16 protein-coding genes are annotated in these 13,693 nt (G+C 50.2%); 9 read left to right on the plus strand and 7 right to left on the minus strand.

The genetic code is table 11. The features are described 5' to 3' along the window. Positions 1-48: 48 nt before the first annotated feature. Complete coding sequence (aspA, locus tag FDW94_RS00005) at positions 49-1,485, minus strand: aspartate ammonia-lyase (RefSeq protein ID WP_003830668.1); 1,437 nt, start codon at positions 1,483-1,485, stop codon at positions 49-51. A 338-nt stretch (positions 1,486-1,823) separates the two neighbouring features. Between aspA and FDW94_RS00010 the strand changes: the two genes are divergently transcribed. Further along, positions 1,824-2,300, plus strand: a complete 477-nt coding sequence (locus FDW94_RS00010) for an FxsA family protein (RefSeq protein WP_003025457.1) — start codon at positions 1,824-1,826, stop codon at positions 2,298-2,300. A 49-nt stretch (positions 2,301-2,349) separates the two neighbouring features. Here the strand turns inward: FDW94_RS00010 and yjeH are convergent, their stop codons facing one another. Continuing rightward, positions 2,350-3,615 (minus strand): L-methionine/branched-chain amino acid transporter, encoded by a 1,266-nt coding sequence (gene yjeH / locus FDW94_RS00015; RefSeq protein WP_008785985.1) that lies wholly within the window; start codon positions 3,613-3,615, stop codon positions 2,350-2,352. A 275-nt stretch (positions 3,616-3,890) separates the two neighbouring features. Here yjeH and FDW94_RS00020 point away from each other — a divergent pair, with 275 nt between their 5' ends. From FDW94_RS00020 to FDW94_RS00030, 3 genes are all read left to right on the plus strand, one after another. Beyond that, on the plus strand, positions 3,891-4,184 hold the full coding sequence (locus FDW94_RS00020) for a co-chaperone GroES (protein WP_000027827.1): 294 nt from the start codon (positions 3,891-3,893) through the stop codon (positions 4,182-4,184). Positions 4,185-4,227: 43 nt separating this feature from the next. After that, positions 4,228-5,871, plus strand: coding sequence for a chaperonin GroEL (gene groL, locus FDW94_RS00025; protein WP_048236304.1), 1,644 nt, complete (start codon positions 4,228-4,230; stop codon positions 5,869-5,871). Between the two features lie 252 nt (positions 5,872-6,123). Next, positions 6,124-6,477, plus strand: coding sequence for a DUF4156 domain-containing protein (locus tag FDW94_RS00030; RefSeq protein WP_003025468.1), 354 nt, complete (start codon positions 6,124-6,126; stop codon positions 6,475-6,477). An 88-nt stretch (positions 6,478-6,565) separates the two neighbouring features. Here the strand turns inward: FDW94_RS00030 and yjeJ are convergent, their stop codons facing one another. Then, positions 6,566-7,429: a YjeJ family protein gene (gene yjeJ / locus FDW94_RS00035; protein WP_048236302.1), complete on the minus strand. Its 864-nt coding sequence runs from the start codon at positions 7,427-7,429 to the stop codon at positions 6,566-6,568. Positions 7,430-7,612: 183 nt separating this feature from the next. Further along, a complete protein-coding gene (gene epmB, locus FDW94_RS00040) occupies positions 7,613-8,641 on the minus strand; it encodes an EF-P beta-lysylation protein EpmB (RefSeq protein WP_048236301.1) in 1,029 nt (342 codons plus the stop codon). A 41-nt stretch (positions 8,642-8,682) separates the two neighbouring features. Between epmB and efp the strand changes: the two genes are divergently transcribed. The 3 genes from efp to ecnB all read left to right on the plus strand — a co-directional run bounded on the left by efp (position 8,683) and on the right by ecnB (position 9,695). Further along, positions 8,683-9,249, plus strand: coding sequence for an elongation factor P (gene efp, locus FDW94_RS00045; RefSeq protein ID WP_003025478.1), 567 nt, complete (start codon positions 8,683-8,685; stop codon positions 9,247-9,249). Positions 9,250-9,306: 57 nt separating this feature from the next. Then, the gene (gene ecnA / locus FDW94_RS00050) at positions 9,307-9,441 is read left to right on the plus strand and encodes a lipoprotein antitoxin entericidin A (RefSeq protein WP_003830568.1); all 135 of its coding nucleotides are present in this window, start codon (positions 9,307-9,309) and stop codon (positions 9,439-9,441) included. 107 nt (positions 9,442-9,548) lie between these two features. Continuing rightward, positions 9,549-9,695: a lipoprotein toxin entericidin B gene (gene ecnB, locus FDW94_RS00055; protein WP_003025482.1), complete on the plus strand. Its 147-nt coding sequence runs from the start codon at positions 9,549-9,551 to the stop codon at positions 9,693-9,695. A 37-nt stretch (positions 9,696-9,732) separates the two neighbouring features. On the opposite strand, the gene FDW94_RS00060 is transcribed toward ecnB, so the two are convergent. Then, positions 9,733-10,332 carry a LuxR C-terminal-related transcriptional regulator gene (locus tag FDW94_RS00060; RefSeq protein WP_032942159.1) on the minus strand — a complete coding sequence of 200 codons (600 nt, stop codon included), beginning with the start codon at positions 10,330-10,332 and terminating at the stop codon, positions 9,733-9,735. Between the two features lie 256 nt (positions 10,333-10,588). Between FDW94_RS00060 and sugE the strand changes: the two genes are divergently transcribed. Beyond that, complete coding sequence (sugE, locus tag FDW94_RS00065; protein ID WP_000118520.1) at positions 10,589-10,906, plus strand: quaternary ammonium compound efflux SMR transporter SugE; 318 nt, start codon at positions 10,589-10,591, stop codon at positions 10,904-10,906. Here sugE and FDW94_RS00070 read toward each other — a convergent pair. Beyond that, entirely contained in the window at positions 10,903-11,436 is a 534-nt protein-coding gene (locus FDW94_RS00070) for a lipocalin family protein (RefSeq protein ID WP_137376932.1), read from the minus strand. The genes sugE and FDW94_RS00070 overlap by 4 nt on opposite strands. A gap of 93 nt (positions 11,437-11,529) precedes the next feature. Then, a complete protein-coding gene (gene blaCMY / locus FDW94_RS00075) occupies positions 11,530-12,675 on the minus strand; it encodes a CMY-2 family class C beta-lactamase (protein ID WP_137376933.1) in 1,146 nt (381 codons plus the stop codon). A 131-nt stretch (positions 12,676-12,806) separates the two neighbouring features. Between blaCMY and ampR the strand changes: the two genes are divergently transcribed. Beyond that, complete coding sequence (gene ampR / locus FDW94_RS00080) at positions 12,807-13,682, plus strand: LysR family transcriptional regulator AmpR (protein WP_137376934.1); 876 nt, start codon at positions 12,807-12,809, stop codon at positions 13,680-13,682. The last annotated feature ends 11 nt before the right edge of the window (positions 13,683-13,693 follow it).

The raw sequence follows: 13,693 nt of genomic DNA on the forward strand, positions 1-13,693 counted from the left end.
AAAAGGCACGTCATCATGACGTGCCTTCTCCGGTACTACCCTACACGATTACTGTTCGCTTTCATCAGTATAACGTTTTGCTTTATAAGCAGGGTGCATCAGGTTCTGTGCAGAGAAGATATCGTCCAGTTCAGACTCGGTCAACAGACCGCGCTCCAGGACAACTTCACGTACGCTCTTACCGGTTTCGGCACAAATTTTACCGACGATGTCGCCGTTGTGGTGACCAATGAACGGGTTGAGGTAAGTAACGATGCCGATGGAGTTGAATACAAACGCTTCACAGACTTCTTTGTTAGCAGTGATACCACTAACGCATTTTTCCAGCAGGTTGTAGCAAGCATTGCTCAGAATGTGAATGGATTCAAACATTGCCTGACCAATGACCGGCTCCATTACGTTCAGCTGCAGCTGACCAGCTTCAGATGCCATGGTTACAGTGATGTCGTTACCGATGACTTTGAAGCACACCTGGTTTACGACTTCCGGAACAACCGGGTTCACTTTAGCTGGCATGATAGAAGAACCAGCCTGCAGTTCCGGCAGGTTGATCTCGTTCAGACCCGCACGCGGACCAGAGGAGAGCAAACGCAGGTCGTTACAGATTTTGGACATCTTCACAGCCAGACGTTTCAGTGCGCCGTGCACCATAACGTATGCGCCACAGTCAGAAGTTGCTTCAATCAGGTCTTCTGCAGGAACACAGGCGAAGCCGGTGACTTCAGCCAGTTTCTGTACTGCCAGCGGAGAGTACTCTTTCGGCGTGTTCAGACCAGTACCGATTGCTGTCGCGCCGAGGTTAACTTCCAGCAGCAGCTCAGCGGTACGGCTAATGTTTTTCACTTCTTCTTTCAACAGTACGCTAAAAGCATGGAATTCCTGACCGAGGGTCATCGGTACAGCATCCTGCAGCTGGGTACGACCCATTTTCAGGATGTCCTGGAATTCAACAGCTTTTTTCTCGAAGCCTTCGCGCAGCTGGTTCAGTGCATCAACCAGTTTGATGATGGATGCGTATACAGCGATACGGAAGCCAGTTGGGTATGCGTCGTTGGTAGACTGACATTTGTTAACGTGGTCGTTCGGGTTCAGGTACTGATATTCACCTTTCTGGTGACCCATCAGTTCCAGACCGATATTGGCCAGAACTTCGTTGGTGTTCATGTTGACGGAGGTACCCGCACCACCCTGGTAAACGTCTACCGGGAACTGATCCATGCATTTTCCGTTATTCAGGACTTCATCACACGCCGCGATGATGGCATTTGCCACACTCTTAGGAATGGTTTGCAGCTCTTTGTTGGCCATAGCCGCTGCCTTTTTAACCATTACCATACCGCGAACAAATTCAGGAATATCGCTGATTTTGTTGTTGCTAATGTAGAAGTTTTCAATCGCTCTCAGAGTGTGGACACCGTAGTAGGCGTCCGCTGGAACTTCCCTGGTACCCAACAAGTCTTCTTCGATACGAATGTTGTTTAACATGTGAACCTTCTTTTTCAAGCTGCCAATGATTTGACTAAACACACAGGATATATGTGATTTCGATTGTTTCTCGACCGACGATTATCCCCTGCATCGGTCTGATACCCGAGATCATATGCTGGTTCAGGATTTCTACCGTAATCTGGATCACTTAAAGCGTGGAATTTACCCCTTATTTATTATTCTGTGAAATGGATCACCCCTTTGTGATTAACCCCAAATATTAGTGTACAAGCCACTTGAAATTTTGCTAACCACCACAATATCAAATCGATGCGATTAACATAATTTTTCGAACAGAAGTTGAACAAAACGGCTGTTATTAACAGGAGATCCCTTTGCGCTGGATACCATTACTTGCCATTTTTCTCTATGTTTACATAGAGATATCTATTTTTATTCAGGTTGCCCATGTGATGGGCGTCCTGATGACGCTGATTTTGGTTATTTTTACATCGGTTATCGGTATGTCTCTGGTTCGTAATCAGGGATTTAAGAACTTTTTACTGATGCAACAGAAAATGGCGGCAGGTGAAAGTCCGGCTGCAGAAATGATCAAAAGCGTATCGCTGATTATTGCCGGTCTGCTGTTGGTGCTGCCCGGATTTTTCACCGATTTCCTCGGTCTTCTTCTTTTATTACCCCCGGTGCAAAAACATCTGACGATGAAACTGCTGCCACATTTGCGTTTTTCGCGTATGCCTGGCGGTGGTTTTAGCGCCGGAACGGGTGGCGGTGAGACTTTTGATGGTGAATTTCAGCGCAAGGATGACAAGCGCGACAGCATCGAACATAAAGACGATCGTCGGGATTAAGCATCAGTATGTAGGCCGGATAAGCGTTAGCGTCATCCGGCAAAAGTGTTTATAGGCCGGATGATGGCGTCAACGTTGCCTTATCCGGCCTGCGGGGTAAAAACAGCCACAGTCCTGCCAGCATAATCAACGCGTACAGACTCTTCCAGCCGACCATCGCCAGTAGCAGTAGGCACAGCAGACCGCCAATGACTGCCAGTACGCGATAATGCCCTTTCAGTAATCGACAACCTGCCAGCATGCACAGCAGATAAATCATAATAAAGATGCCGTTGGCGTAGACGATTAACGCATCGAGATTGATTTGCAGCATATAGATGCACAGAGTACTGATTACGCAGCAGCCCAATACGGCGTTTAGCGCATTGCGCGGAAGGTGTCGGGGGGACAGACGAGCCAGATAACTCTCCGGCTTATACTGCGCTTGTGACCAGACCAGCCGGGCGAAGCTTTGTATATAAATGTTGAGGCTGGCAAAACAGGCCAGATAACCAATGATGCAGGCGACCCACAGAGCTTGTACGCCAAACAGTTGCACGACGATCTCTGGCAGCGACGCTGCGGCCGCCATTTGCTCGCCGTAGGCACCAAAATGGAGAACGACAACGGTGCATGCCCAATAAACAGACCCTGCCAGCAGCAGGCCGATCATCAGTGCGCGTGGGAAGTCTCGCTCCGGATTTTTGAATTCAGACGCCAGGTGAGCAAACGCTTCAAGGCCGACAAAGCACCAGAACATGACCGACAACGCGGCGAACAGGCCGGGAAGCTCAATATCGGTAATCGCAGGGAAGGGGATTTCGCCAGGTGTCAGATCGCCCGCCCACCAGATAGCAACAATCAGGGCAACAATCAGTCCTGCAATGACCGTTTGTAGATTCGCGCTGGAGCTTGCGCCGCGAGAGCCGATGTACCAAACCAATGCCAGCGTACCGAGCTCAGCCAGCAAAAGCTGCTCGTCATGCCAGCCAAACATCGCCTGACCGAATCCGGCGGCGATATGCAATGCCGCAGGCAAACCGACAGGAATGACCGACAAAAATAGCCATCCGGTGACGCGCTCCAGGCGTGAACCAAAGGCCATGCCGACAAAATGCGCCACACCGCCTGCGCTGGGAAAATGACGACCCAGTACGGCGAAGACAATCGCTACGGGAAAGACCAAAACAATCAGCACCGGCCATGCCCACAGGCTGTTGTTGCCCGCAACCAGTGCGGCCAGCGCGGGGACGGCAAAAACGCCTGTACCTAACAATGATGTCGACAACAGGCCAACGCCCTGAGCCAGTCCCAGCTCTTGTTTCAGTCCGCTCATAAGTTGTTATCCGGTTATGCCCATTGACCGGGCTACAGCGCAGATTTTTGATGGTATCACAATCAGATTTGCTTATGACGACGTGACTGAAATCGTTATGAAATGTGAGGTGCGTCGGCGTTTTGACGGGATTTTCTGCTGATAAAAATTTTTTTTCGCTTGCCCCCTTGAAGGCACAAAACCCCATCCCCATCTCTCTGGTCACTAGCCGGGAAACCGTTTACGGGCCGGCGTCACCCATAACTGATAAAGACTTTCTCAAAGGAGAGCTATCAATGAGTATTCGTCCGTTACATGATCGTGTGATCGTCAAACGTAAAGAAGTTGAATCCAAATCTGCTGGCGGCATCGTACTGACTGGTTCTGCAGCAGGTAAATCAACTCGTGGCGAAATCATCGCTGTCGGTAAGGGTCGCATCCTGGACAACGGTACCGTACAGCCGCTGGACGTGAAAGTCGGCGATATCGTTATTTTCAACGATGGCTACGGTGTTAAATCTGAGAAGATCGACAATGAAGAAGTGTTGATCATGTCTGAAAGCGACATCCTGGCGATTGTTGAAGCCTAATCCGCGAACGACACTGAACATACGAATTTAAGGGAAAGAGAAAATGGCAGCTAAAGACGTAAAATTCGGTAACGACGCTCGTGTGAAAATGCTGCGCGGCGTAAACGTACTGGCAGATGCAGTGAAAGTTACCCTCGGTCCAAAAGGCCGTAACGTAGTTCTGGATAAATCTTTCGGTGCACCGACCATCACTAAAGATGGTGTTTCCGTAGCACGTGAAATCGAACTGGAAGACAAGTTCGAAAACATGGGTGCGCAGATGGTGAAAGAAGTTGCCTCTAAAGCGAACGACGCTGCAGGTGACGGTACCACCACCGCAACCGTACTGGCTCAGTCCATCATCACTGAAGGTCTGAAAGCCGTTGCTGCGGGTATGAACCCGATGGATCTGAAACGTGGTATCGACAAAGCTGTCGCTGCTGCAGTTGAAGAACTGAAAGCACTGTCCGTACCGTGCTCCGACTCTAAAGCTATTGCTCAGGTTGGTACCATCTCCGCTAACTCCGACGAAACCGTAGGTAAACTGATCGCTGAAGCGATGGACAAAGTCGGTAAAGAAGGCGTGATCACCGTTGAAGACGGTACCGGTCTGCAGGACGAACTGGACGTGGTTGAAGGTATGCAGTTCGACCGTGGCTACCTGTCTCCTTACTTCATCAACAAGCCGGAAACTGGCGCAGTAGAACTGGAAAGCCCGTTCATCCTGCTGGCTGACAAGAAAATCTCCAACATCCGCGAAATGCTGCCGGTTCTGGAAGCTGTAGCGAAAGCAGGCAAACCGCTGCTGATCATCGCTGAAGATGTTGAAGGCGAAGCGCTGGCAACTCTGGTTGTTAACACCATGCGCGGTATCGTGAAAGTCGCTGCAGTTAAAGCACCTGGCTTCGGCGATCGTCGTAAAGCAATGCTGCAGGATATCGCTACCCTGACCGGTGGTACCGTTATCTCTGAAGAGATCGGTATGGAGTTGGAAAAAGCAACTCTGGAAGATCTGGGTCAGGCGAAACGCGTTGTTATCAACAAAGATACCACCACCATCATCGATGGCGTGGGCGACGAAGCTGCAATCCAGGGTCGCGTGACTCAGATTCGTCAGCAGATCGAAGAAGCAACTTCTGACTATGACCGTGAAAAACTGCAGGAGCGCGTAGCGAAACTGGCAGGCGGCGTTGCGGTTATCAAAGTTGGTGCTGCGACTGAAGTTGAAATGAAAGAGAAGAAAGCCCGCGTTGAAGATGCCCTGCACGCTACCCGTGCTGCTGTAGAAGAAGGCGTGGTTGCTGGTGGTGGTGTTGCGCTGATTCGCGTAGCGTCTAAAATTGCCGGCCTGAAAGGTCAGAACGAAGACCAGAACGTAGGTATCAAAGTTGCGCTGCGCGCAATGGAAGCTCCGCTGCGTCAAATCGTTCTGAACTGCGGCGAAGAGCCGTCTGTAGTGGCTAACACCGTAAAAGCGGGTGACGGTAACTACGGTTACAACGCTGCAACTGAAGAATACGGCAACATGATCGACATGGGTATCCTGGATCCAACCAAAGTAACTCGTTCTGCTCTGCAGTACGCGGCTTCTGTTGCGGGTCTGATGATCACCACCGAGTGCATGGTTACCGACCTGCCGAAAGGCGATGCGCCTGACTTAGGTGCTGCCGGTATGGGTGGCATGGGTGGAATGGGCGGCATGATGTAATTGCCTACACCCTGCATCCTTCAGGCCGCAGATGCGTTGGCTGCGTTTGCTAACCCCAGTCACTTACTTGAGTAAGCTCCTGGGGATTAACAAACTGGCCGCCTTCCTGCAACCAGAATGATTTGGGTGCTCATCTCCCAGAATTGAGAAACCCTCGGGCAGAAATGTCTGGGGGTTTTTCTTTTGGTCATCTTTTTAGTATATGATTCAGCTACGGACATAACGTCCAACTAATTGATTATGGGGAATGACATGCACGTGAAATATTTAGCAGGGATCGTTGGTGCCGCGCTACTGATGGCGGGTTGTAGCTCCAGCAATGAACTGAGTTCAGCCGGGCAAAGCGTACGTTTTGTTGAAGACAAGCCTGGCGCAGAGTGCCAATTGATAGGCACTGCAACCGGTAAGCAAAGCAACTGGCTTTCAGGCCAGCACGGCGAAGAGGGCGGCTCAATGCGTGGCGCAGCAAACGATCTGCGTAACCAGGCTGCGGCAATGGGCGGTAACGTGATTTATGGCGTCAGCAGCCCATCGCAGGGAATGCTGTCCAGCTTTGTTCCTACCGCCAGTGAGATGATTGGACAGGTTTATAAGTGCCCTAATTGAGAACTGCTGCTGATGCCGGATGGCGACGCTAAAGCGTCTTATCCGGCCTACGGTACGAATGATCGTAGGCCTGATAAGCGCAACGCCATCAGGCATTCTGAGTCTTATGCGCAGACTGAACGCGTAAATGATGCAATGCGCGCAGGCACTGATCCTGATTGAGCTTTTGCGTCTTATCACCCGTCAACGTTCTGACAAACACCTGGCACGGTACACCGGCAAGTTTTTTCAGCCGCGGGCTGAAGTCGAGAAGACGGCGAGTAATGGCTTCGGCTTCTTTGCTACCGGAAAGGGCGCGAGTTTTCACGACCGAACCACAGAACTGGGCTTTTCCTTTATCATCTGTATAGCGGTAAATAATCGCCAGATAATGATTAAACAGGTTATGTTTCCATTCGGGTTGTGTATAAGAGTCGTATTCCAGATTGTCGTTTTGCTGACAATCAACATCGTACAGCGGCAGGAAATCCAGCAGCGATGTTATTCGTAGCGTGAGTTCTCTCATGCCAGCATTATTTATTGCGTGAATAATTGCATGCGCCAACACCTGAATCTGTAATTCATTAACCAGTAATTCGCATGTTTGTCCGTCATGTAACGTCAGAGAAAATGTTAAATTCTCGCCTTTGTCATCCACTAACATCAGCGAATTTATGCGACGGTTAATATCCGCATTTTTTAGTTCATCTTCCTGAATTGACGGGATGTTCTCGTGCATTTTTTTGCTGGCTTTATCACATGCCTTTTCATATTGTATACGCTCGTCTTTGTTTAGCTGAGAAATAGCGTACAGCCGGCTCTCCAGCGCAATAAGCAGGTCTCTAAGTCCAAGTGGAGAGAGAAAAAAGAGTGATTCCTTGTTTCTTGGTTCTTTTATTTTTAATGCCATGGCAACAAATTCATTCTTTTGGCGAATAATGCCAGTATTAACGCCCTTAATACTTATAGCCATAAAAGGTTCTCCCTAACCATATATTTATTAATATTCTGCATTTGAAACTATTGATAAAATTTACGAATGAATGATTGAACTGCGCTAATTAAAATAGCACAGATTAAAAGCGAGGCTCCACTTGTGGGGATTTAAATAATAAGTAATCGTGGTGAGTGTCCGGAATCGGACACTCAGTAATAGCTATTGTTGACGTAACTGCAGATCCAGCGGTGTTTTACTTGGCTCTCCACCAATTTCACGCGCCAGTTTGGGGACCATATAGCCGGAAACTAGCGTCAGAAGCTCACGCATAATGCGACGCGCTTCATCGTCGCTGACCATAAAGTGTGCGGCACCCTGCACTTTATCCAGCACGTGCAGGTAATAGGGCATCACACCGGCATCAAACAGTGCGTTGCTAAGGTTAGCCAGGGTTTGCGCGTTATCGTTCACGCCACGCAGCAATACGCTTTGGTTGAGTAACGTAACGCCCGCGGCGCGCAGACTGCTCATCGCCTGGCGAAACGTCTGATCAATTTCATTGGCATGGTTAATGTGATTGACCAGCAGAATCTGCAAGGAGGAGTGCGCAAAGCGCTCGACCAGTCCTTCTGTAATGCGCGCCGGGATCACTATCGGCAAACGGCTGTGAATACGCAGACGCTTAATGTGCGGGATAGCTTCCAGTTGCGTGAGCAACCAGTCCAGTTCGTGGTCCTTGGCCATTAACGGATCGCCACCAGAGAAGATGATTTCATCCAGCTCAGGGTGCGCGTTAATGTAGTCGAGGGCGACCTGCCAGTTGCGCTTATTGCCCTGATTTTCGGCGTATGGGAAATGCCGGCGGAAGCAATAGCGACAATTTACCGCGCAACCGCCTTTAACCAGCAGCAGTGCCCGATTGCGATATTTATGCAGCAGACCGGGAACCACGCTGTGCTGTTCTTCCAGTGGGTCGGTTGAGTAGCCTGGCGCGGCCACAAACTCTTCCTGGGCAGTCAGTACCTGACGTAAAAGCGGATCGTCCGGGTTGCCTTTCTCCATGCGGGCAATAAACGCACGCGGCACGCGCAGGGCGAAAAGCCGTCTCGCGTCGCGTCCGGCCAACAGTTTTTCATCTGCATCTATGTTCAAAAGATGCAGAAGTTCATCGGGATCGGTCACAACATCGGCAAGTTGCGATAACCAATCTTCTCTGGATGGGGTATTTAGGGTTACAATATGCGCCATTTTGTGGCTTAGCTACCAGTTAACAATTTTCAGAGGGCCTTATGGCAACGTACTATAGCAACGATTTTCGTGCTGGTCTTAAAATCATGTTGGACGGCGAACCTTATGCGGTTGAAGCCAGCGAATTCGTTAAACCAGGTAAAGGCCAGGCGTTTGCGCGCGTTAAGCTGCGTCGCCTGCTGACCGGTACTCGCGTAGAGAAAACCTTCAAGTCTACTGACTCCGCTGAAGGCGCAGACGTAGCCGACATGAACCTGACCTTCCTGTATAGCGACGGTGAGTTCTGGCACTTTATGAATAACACCACTTTCGAACAGCTGGCTGCAGACGAGAAAGCGGTAGGCGATAACGCTAAATGGCTGCTGGACCAGGCTGAATGCATCGTGACCCTGTGGAACGGTCAGCCGATCTCCGTAACTCCGCCGAACTTCGTTGAGCTGGAAGTTGTTGAAACCGACCCAGGTCTGAAAGGCGATACCGCTGGTACTGGCGGCAAACCGGCTACCCTGTCTACCGGCGCAGTCGTTAAAGTTCCGCTGTTCGTACAGATCGGCGAAGTGATCAAAGTGGATACCCGCTCCGGCGAATACGTTTCTCGCGTAAAATAAGTCTTCCATTTGATCTTATGGCGCAGGTTGCTGCGCCATACTTTTTCCAGGGCAGGAATGATGAAACGTCTTCTCGGTCTTGTAATGCTACTCCTTTTCACCAGCACCCTCCTGACAGGATGCAATACCGCGCGCGGCTTCGGTGAAGACATCAAACATCTTGGCAATTCAATTTCTCACGCCGCCAGCTAATCCTTTCATATAGTCTTAAAAACGGTTGTTTATCCATCACACTCCCGGATCTTGTCTATTATTAAGTAGCTATACACAAACAATATTGGCTAGAAAAGGAAGACGTTATGGTTAAGAAGACAATTGCTGCGATCTTTTCTGTGTTGGTACTTTCTTCCGTTTTAACCGCGTGTAATACCACACGAGGCGTAGGACAGGATATCTCTGAAGGCGGTAGCGCAATCTCTGGTGCAGCGACAAAAGCTCAGCAATAGCAATAATGAAGAACGGTACGACGTACGTGTCGTACCGTTAATCTCCCTTCCCTGGGAGTGAAAGGAACGGCGAGAAGCGGTTCCCCAGGTGCAGTTTCATACGGATATTCCGCTTATAGGTGTAGACAGTTTTGCCATGAATGCTGAGCGCGGCGGCAATGGCATTGTTACTCACACCATCCATCCACATTGATAATACTTTCTCCTCCTGCGGCGTAAGCAAAGGCGTGGCGTTTTTGGCTATTTCTAATGCGGGGCGAACCTGAAGCGCTTCCTGAATTGTGTTGGAGAGTGTGTTCAGCGTGGTGTGCTTGGTTAAGACCGAATGGGCTACGGATTGAGAGGGCACGATGGGGGCATGCTGTCTGTCTGCTGATTGCAGTAAAATCAGTGGGATGACGCCACAACTCATAAAAAAAGGTTTAATTGGCGGACTGGAGTGCGTCTCGCTAATAAAACTGTATAAATCCGCGATCACCAGATGCGGTTTCCATTGCAAAATATGCTCTTTTGCTAACAGGAGATTATTGATTCCTGATACCAGAAATGAGGAGCTGAACCTGCCAGAATGATTAAGCAAGGCCTCTATCCCTGTGCGGGTAAAGTGGCACCGGTCAATCACTAAAATTTTAAGCATAAACGTTTCGCATTCAGAAGAGGGGCAATCGACTTTCTGGTTTCAGAAAGCCCTTCATCATAGAGAACTCCGATGAGTGCCAAATGCGGGAACTACGCCGCTAATTATGCTTAATTCTTGCTTTTAGCAGGCGGTGAATAAAAAGGTTGAAATTCATTTTCTTCCGGGCAAAAATGCCATTTCACACATTAGCTTTGCAGGACGACCTGCAAACGCTTCTTTCACCGGGGACGGCCCCATTGTTCTGGAGCCTGATATGTCCTGGATCGTTTTATTAATTGCAGGTTTGCTCGAAGTTGTCTGGGCGATTGGCCTGAAATACACCCACGGTTTTACGCGTCTTACGCCAAGCATTATCACTATTGCGGCGATGATCGTCAGTATCGCCATGCTCTCTTGGGCAATGCGCACGTTGCCTGTAGGAACCGCTTATGCGGTCTGGACCGGTATTGGCGCTGTTGGGGCGGCCATTACAGGGATTTTGCTGCTGGGTGAGTCTGCCAGCCCGGCACGTTTGCTGAGCCTTGGGCTGATCGTTGCTGGCATTATTGGTCTGAAGCTGAGCACTCACTAAGCGCCAGGCTGTTTCACCCAAATCAGTTTATTCACTTCAAACCCTTCCCGGGTCGCGATGGCTAACATTTGCTGTTTCATTTCATCTGAAATAGTCGGGGTCCGTGAAAGGATCCACAGGTAGTCGCGATCCGGACCACAAACCAGCGCGTGACGATATTCCCGGTCGAGTGCAATTACGTTATACCCGCCATAGAAGGGGCCGAAAAAAGAAACCTTAAGCGCGGCTCTGCTTGGGTCGCCGGTGAAATAGGCTTTCCCTTCCGTTTTCTGCCACATCTCCCTGTCAGGGTTATAGCCCTTGTTAATAACGTTGATGCCGCCGTCGTCGCGCAAGCTGTATGTTGCGGTCACTTTATCCAATCCGCGCTCGAAACGATGGTCGAAGCGCGCAATTTCATACCAGGTTCCCAGATAGCGTTTGGCATCAAAGTTATTTACCACGGTAACGCCTTTCGGCGGTGTCGGGGAGCTACACGCGACAACCAGGAATGCAGCCGTAACTGCAGTAACGACGGGCAAAATGCGCATGGGATTTTCCTTGCTGTATTTTTGTTAAGTGTAGATGACAACAGGAAAAAAAGAGAAAGAAAGGAGGCCCAATATCCTGGGCCTCATCGTCAGTTATTGCAGCTTTTCAAGAATGCGCCAGGCCGCCTCGACACGGACAGGGTTAGGATAGCTTTTGTTTGCCAGCATCACGATGCCAAGGTTTTTTTCTGGAACGAAGGCTACGTAGCTGCCAAATCCTCCAGTGGATCCCGTTTTATGCACCCATGAGGCTTTCACTGCGGGGGCAGGCGGGTTTACCTCAACGGTGGGAAGCGCTGCCAATGCCACTTTGCTGTCACTGCCGTTGATGATCGAATAAGCTTTCAGCGGCCAGTTCAGCATCTCCCAGCCTAATCCCTGGTACATATCGCCAATACGCCAGTAGCGAGACTGCGCAAGCGCAATGCCTTGCTGGAGCGTTTTCTCCTGAACGCGGCTGGCGTCCATGTTGACCTGAACCCAGCGGGCCATATCGGTAACGTTGGATTTCACGCCATAGGCTTCGGCGTCAAGTTGTCCAGGAGTAACGTGTACGGGCTTCCCTTCGCGATAGCCCCAGGCATAATCTTTTTGTTCGTTCTGCGGAACTGTAATCCAGGTATGCGCCAGTTTTAATGGTTGCAGGACGCGTCTGGTCATTGCCTCTTCGTAACTCATTCCTGAGGGTTTCACCGCCAGCGCGCCAAACAGACCAATGCTGGAGTTAGCGTAAAGACGCTTAGCGCCCGGAGTCCATTGCGGCTGCCAGTTTTGATAAAAACGCAGTAATGCGGCTTTATCAGTAACGTCATCGGGGATCTGCAGCGGTAGGCCGCCTGCCGTATAGGTGGCTAAGTGCAGCAGGCTGATACCCTGCCACTGTTTGCCTGTCAGTTCTGGCCAGTATTTCGTGACCGGATCGCTGAGCTTAATTTCGCCGCGGGCGATAGCATCGCCGCCCAACACACCGTTAAACGTCTTACTGACCGACCCTAGCTCAAACAGAGTTTGCTGCGTGACTGGGTGGTTATTGGCGATATCGGCTTTACCCCAGGTGAAATAATAGGGTTTTCCCTGGTAGATAACGGCAACGGCCATACCCGGAATAGCCTGCTCCTGCATCAACGGGGTGATGGTGCGATTAACGATATCGGCAATCTGTTGTTCTGTTTTGGCGGCGGCAAACGTGGAGAATGAGACTGTCAGCAGCAGAGCGCAGCATAACGATTTTTTCATCATGAAATCAGTTCCGTAATTAAAAGCAAAAGGGTGTCCGGGCCCGTCAGACGCAATCAGTGTGTTTGATTTGCACCGTGTTGACAAACGGTTAAATTTAGCAGCAGATATAAGTTTTTCTAACAGGCCGGATGATGACGCGTAGCTATATCCCTCTTAACTCGCTGCGGGCTTTTGAAGCCGCGGCCAGACATCTCAGTTTTACCCGCGCCGCGATTGAGCTCAACGTGACGCATTCTGCCATCAGTCAGCATGTAAAAGCGCTGGAGCAGCAGCTAAATTGTCAGCTTTTTGTGCGCGGTTCTCGTGGATTAATGTTGACGACTGAAGGGGAAAGTCTGTTACCTGTACTTAATGACTCTTTCGATCGTATGGCGGGGATGCTGGATCGTTTTGCCACCAAACAGACCCAGGAAAAACTTAAAATTGGCGTGGTGGGGACCTTTGCGGTTGGGTGTCTGTTTCCTCTACTGGGCGATTTTAAGCGCAGTTACCCGCATATTGATTTGCATATTTCTACCCATAATAACCGCGTGGATCCCGCTGCCGAAGGACTGGATTATACCATTCGCTACGGAGGGGGAGCCTGGCACGATACCGACGCGCAATATTTATGTAGCGCGTTGATGTCTCCACTGTGTTCGCCAACATTGGCTTCGCAGATTCAAACGCCTGCGGACATCCTGAAATTTCCGTTATTACGATCGTATCGGCGGGATGAATGGACGCTTTGGTTGCAGGCCGCCGGAGAGGCGCCCCCGTCACCGACGCACAACGTGGTGGTGTTTGATTCGTCCGTCACCATGCTGGAAGCCGCGCAGGCGGGGATCGGTGTGGCAATTGCACCAGTCAGAATGTTCACGCATTTACTCAGTAGGGAACGAATCGTTCAACCGTTTTTAACGCAGATTGATTTGGGAAGTTACTGGATAACGCGTTTGCAATCGCGTCCGGAGACACCCGCGATGCGTGAATTTTCCCGTTGGTTGACAGGAATGCTGCACAAATAAAAAGGCCCGCC

The sequence above is a fragment of the Citrobacter sp. wls757 genome (assembly GCF_005280935.1).
In the GTDB taxonomy this organism is placed as follows: Bacteria; Pseudomonadota; Gammaproteobacteria; order Enterobacterales; family Enterobacteriaceae; genus Citrobacter; species Citrobacter portucalensis.

Excerpts from the sequence above, each read along its gene's own strand:
- aspA (WP_003830668.1), bottom strand. The coding sequence starts at position 1,485 with ATGTTAAACAACATTCGTATCGAAGAAGACTTGTTGGGTACCAGGGAA.
- yjeH (WP_008785985.1), bottom strand. The coding sequence starts at position 3,615 with ATGAGCGGACTGAAACAAGAGCTGGGACTGGCTCAGGGCGTTGGCCTG.
- FDW94_RS00020 (WP_000027827.1), top strand. The coding sequence starts at position 3,891 with ATGAGTATTCGTCCGTTACATGATCGTGTGATCGTCAAACGTAAAGAA.
- groL (WP_048236304.1), top strand. The coding sequence starts at position 4,228 with ATGGCAGCTAAAGACGTAAAATTCGGTAACGACGCTCGTGTGAAAATG.
- FDW94_RS00030 (WP_003025468.1), top strand. The coding sequence starts at position 6,124 with ATGCACGTGAAATATTTAGCAGGGATCGTTGGTGCCGCGCTACTGATG.
- yjeJ (WP_048236302.1), bottom strand. The coding sequence starts at position 7,429 with ATGGCTATAAGTATTAAGGGCGTTAATACTGGCATTATTCGCCAAAAG.
- epmB (WP_048236301.1), bottom strand. The coding sequence starts at position 8,641 with ATGGCGCATATTGTAACCCTAAATACCCCATCCAGAGAAGATTGGTTA.
- efp (WP_003025478.1), top strand. The coding sequence starts at position 8,683 with ATGGCAACGTACTATAGCAACGATTTTCGTGCTGGTCTTAAAATCATG.
- ecnA (WP_003830568.1), top strand. The coding sequence starts at position 9,307 with ATGATGAAACGTCTTCTCGGTCTTGTAATGCTACTCCTTTTCACCAGC.
- ecnB (WP_003025482.1), top strand. The coding sequence starts at position 9,549 with ATGGTTAAGAAGACAATTGCTGCGATCTTTTCTGTGTTGGTACTTTCT.
- FDW94_RS00060 (WP_032942159.1), bottom strand. The coding sequence starts at position 10,332 with ATGCTTAAAATTTTAGTGATTGACCGGTGCCACTTTACCCGCACAGGG.
- sugE (WP_000118520.1), top strand. The coding sequence starts at position 10,589 with ATGTCCTGGATCGTTTTATTAATTGCAGGTTTGCTCGAAGTTGTCTGG.
- FDW94_RS00070 (WP_137376932.1), bottom strand. The coding sequence starts at position 11,436 with ATGCGCATTTTGCCCGTCGTTACTGCAGTTACGGCTGCATTCCTGGTT.
- blaCMY (WP_137376933.1), bottom strand. The coding sequence starts at position 12,675 with ATGATGAAAAAATCGTTATGCTGCGCTCTGCTGCTGACAGTCTCATTC.
- ampR (WP_137376934.1), top strand. The coding sequence starts at position 12,807 with ATGACGCGTAGCTATATCCCTCTTAACTCGCTGCGGGCTTTTGAAGCC.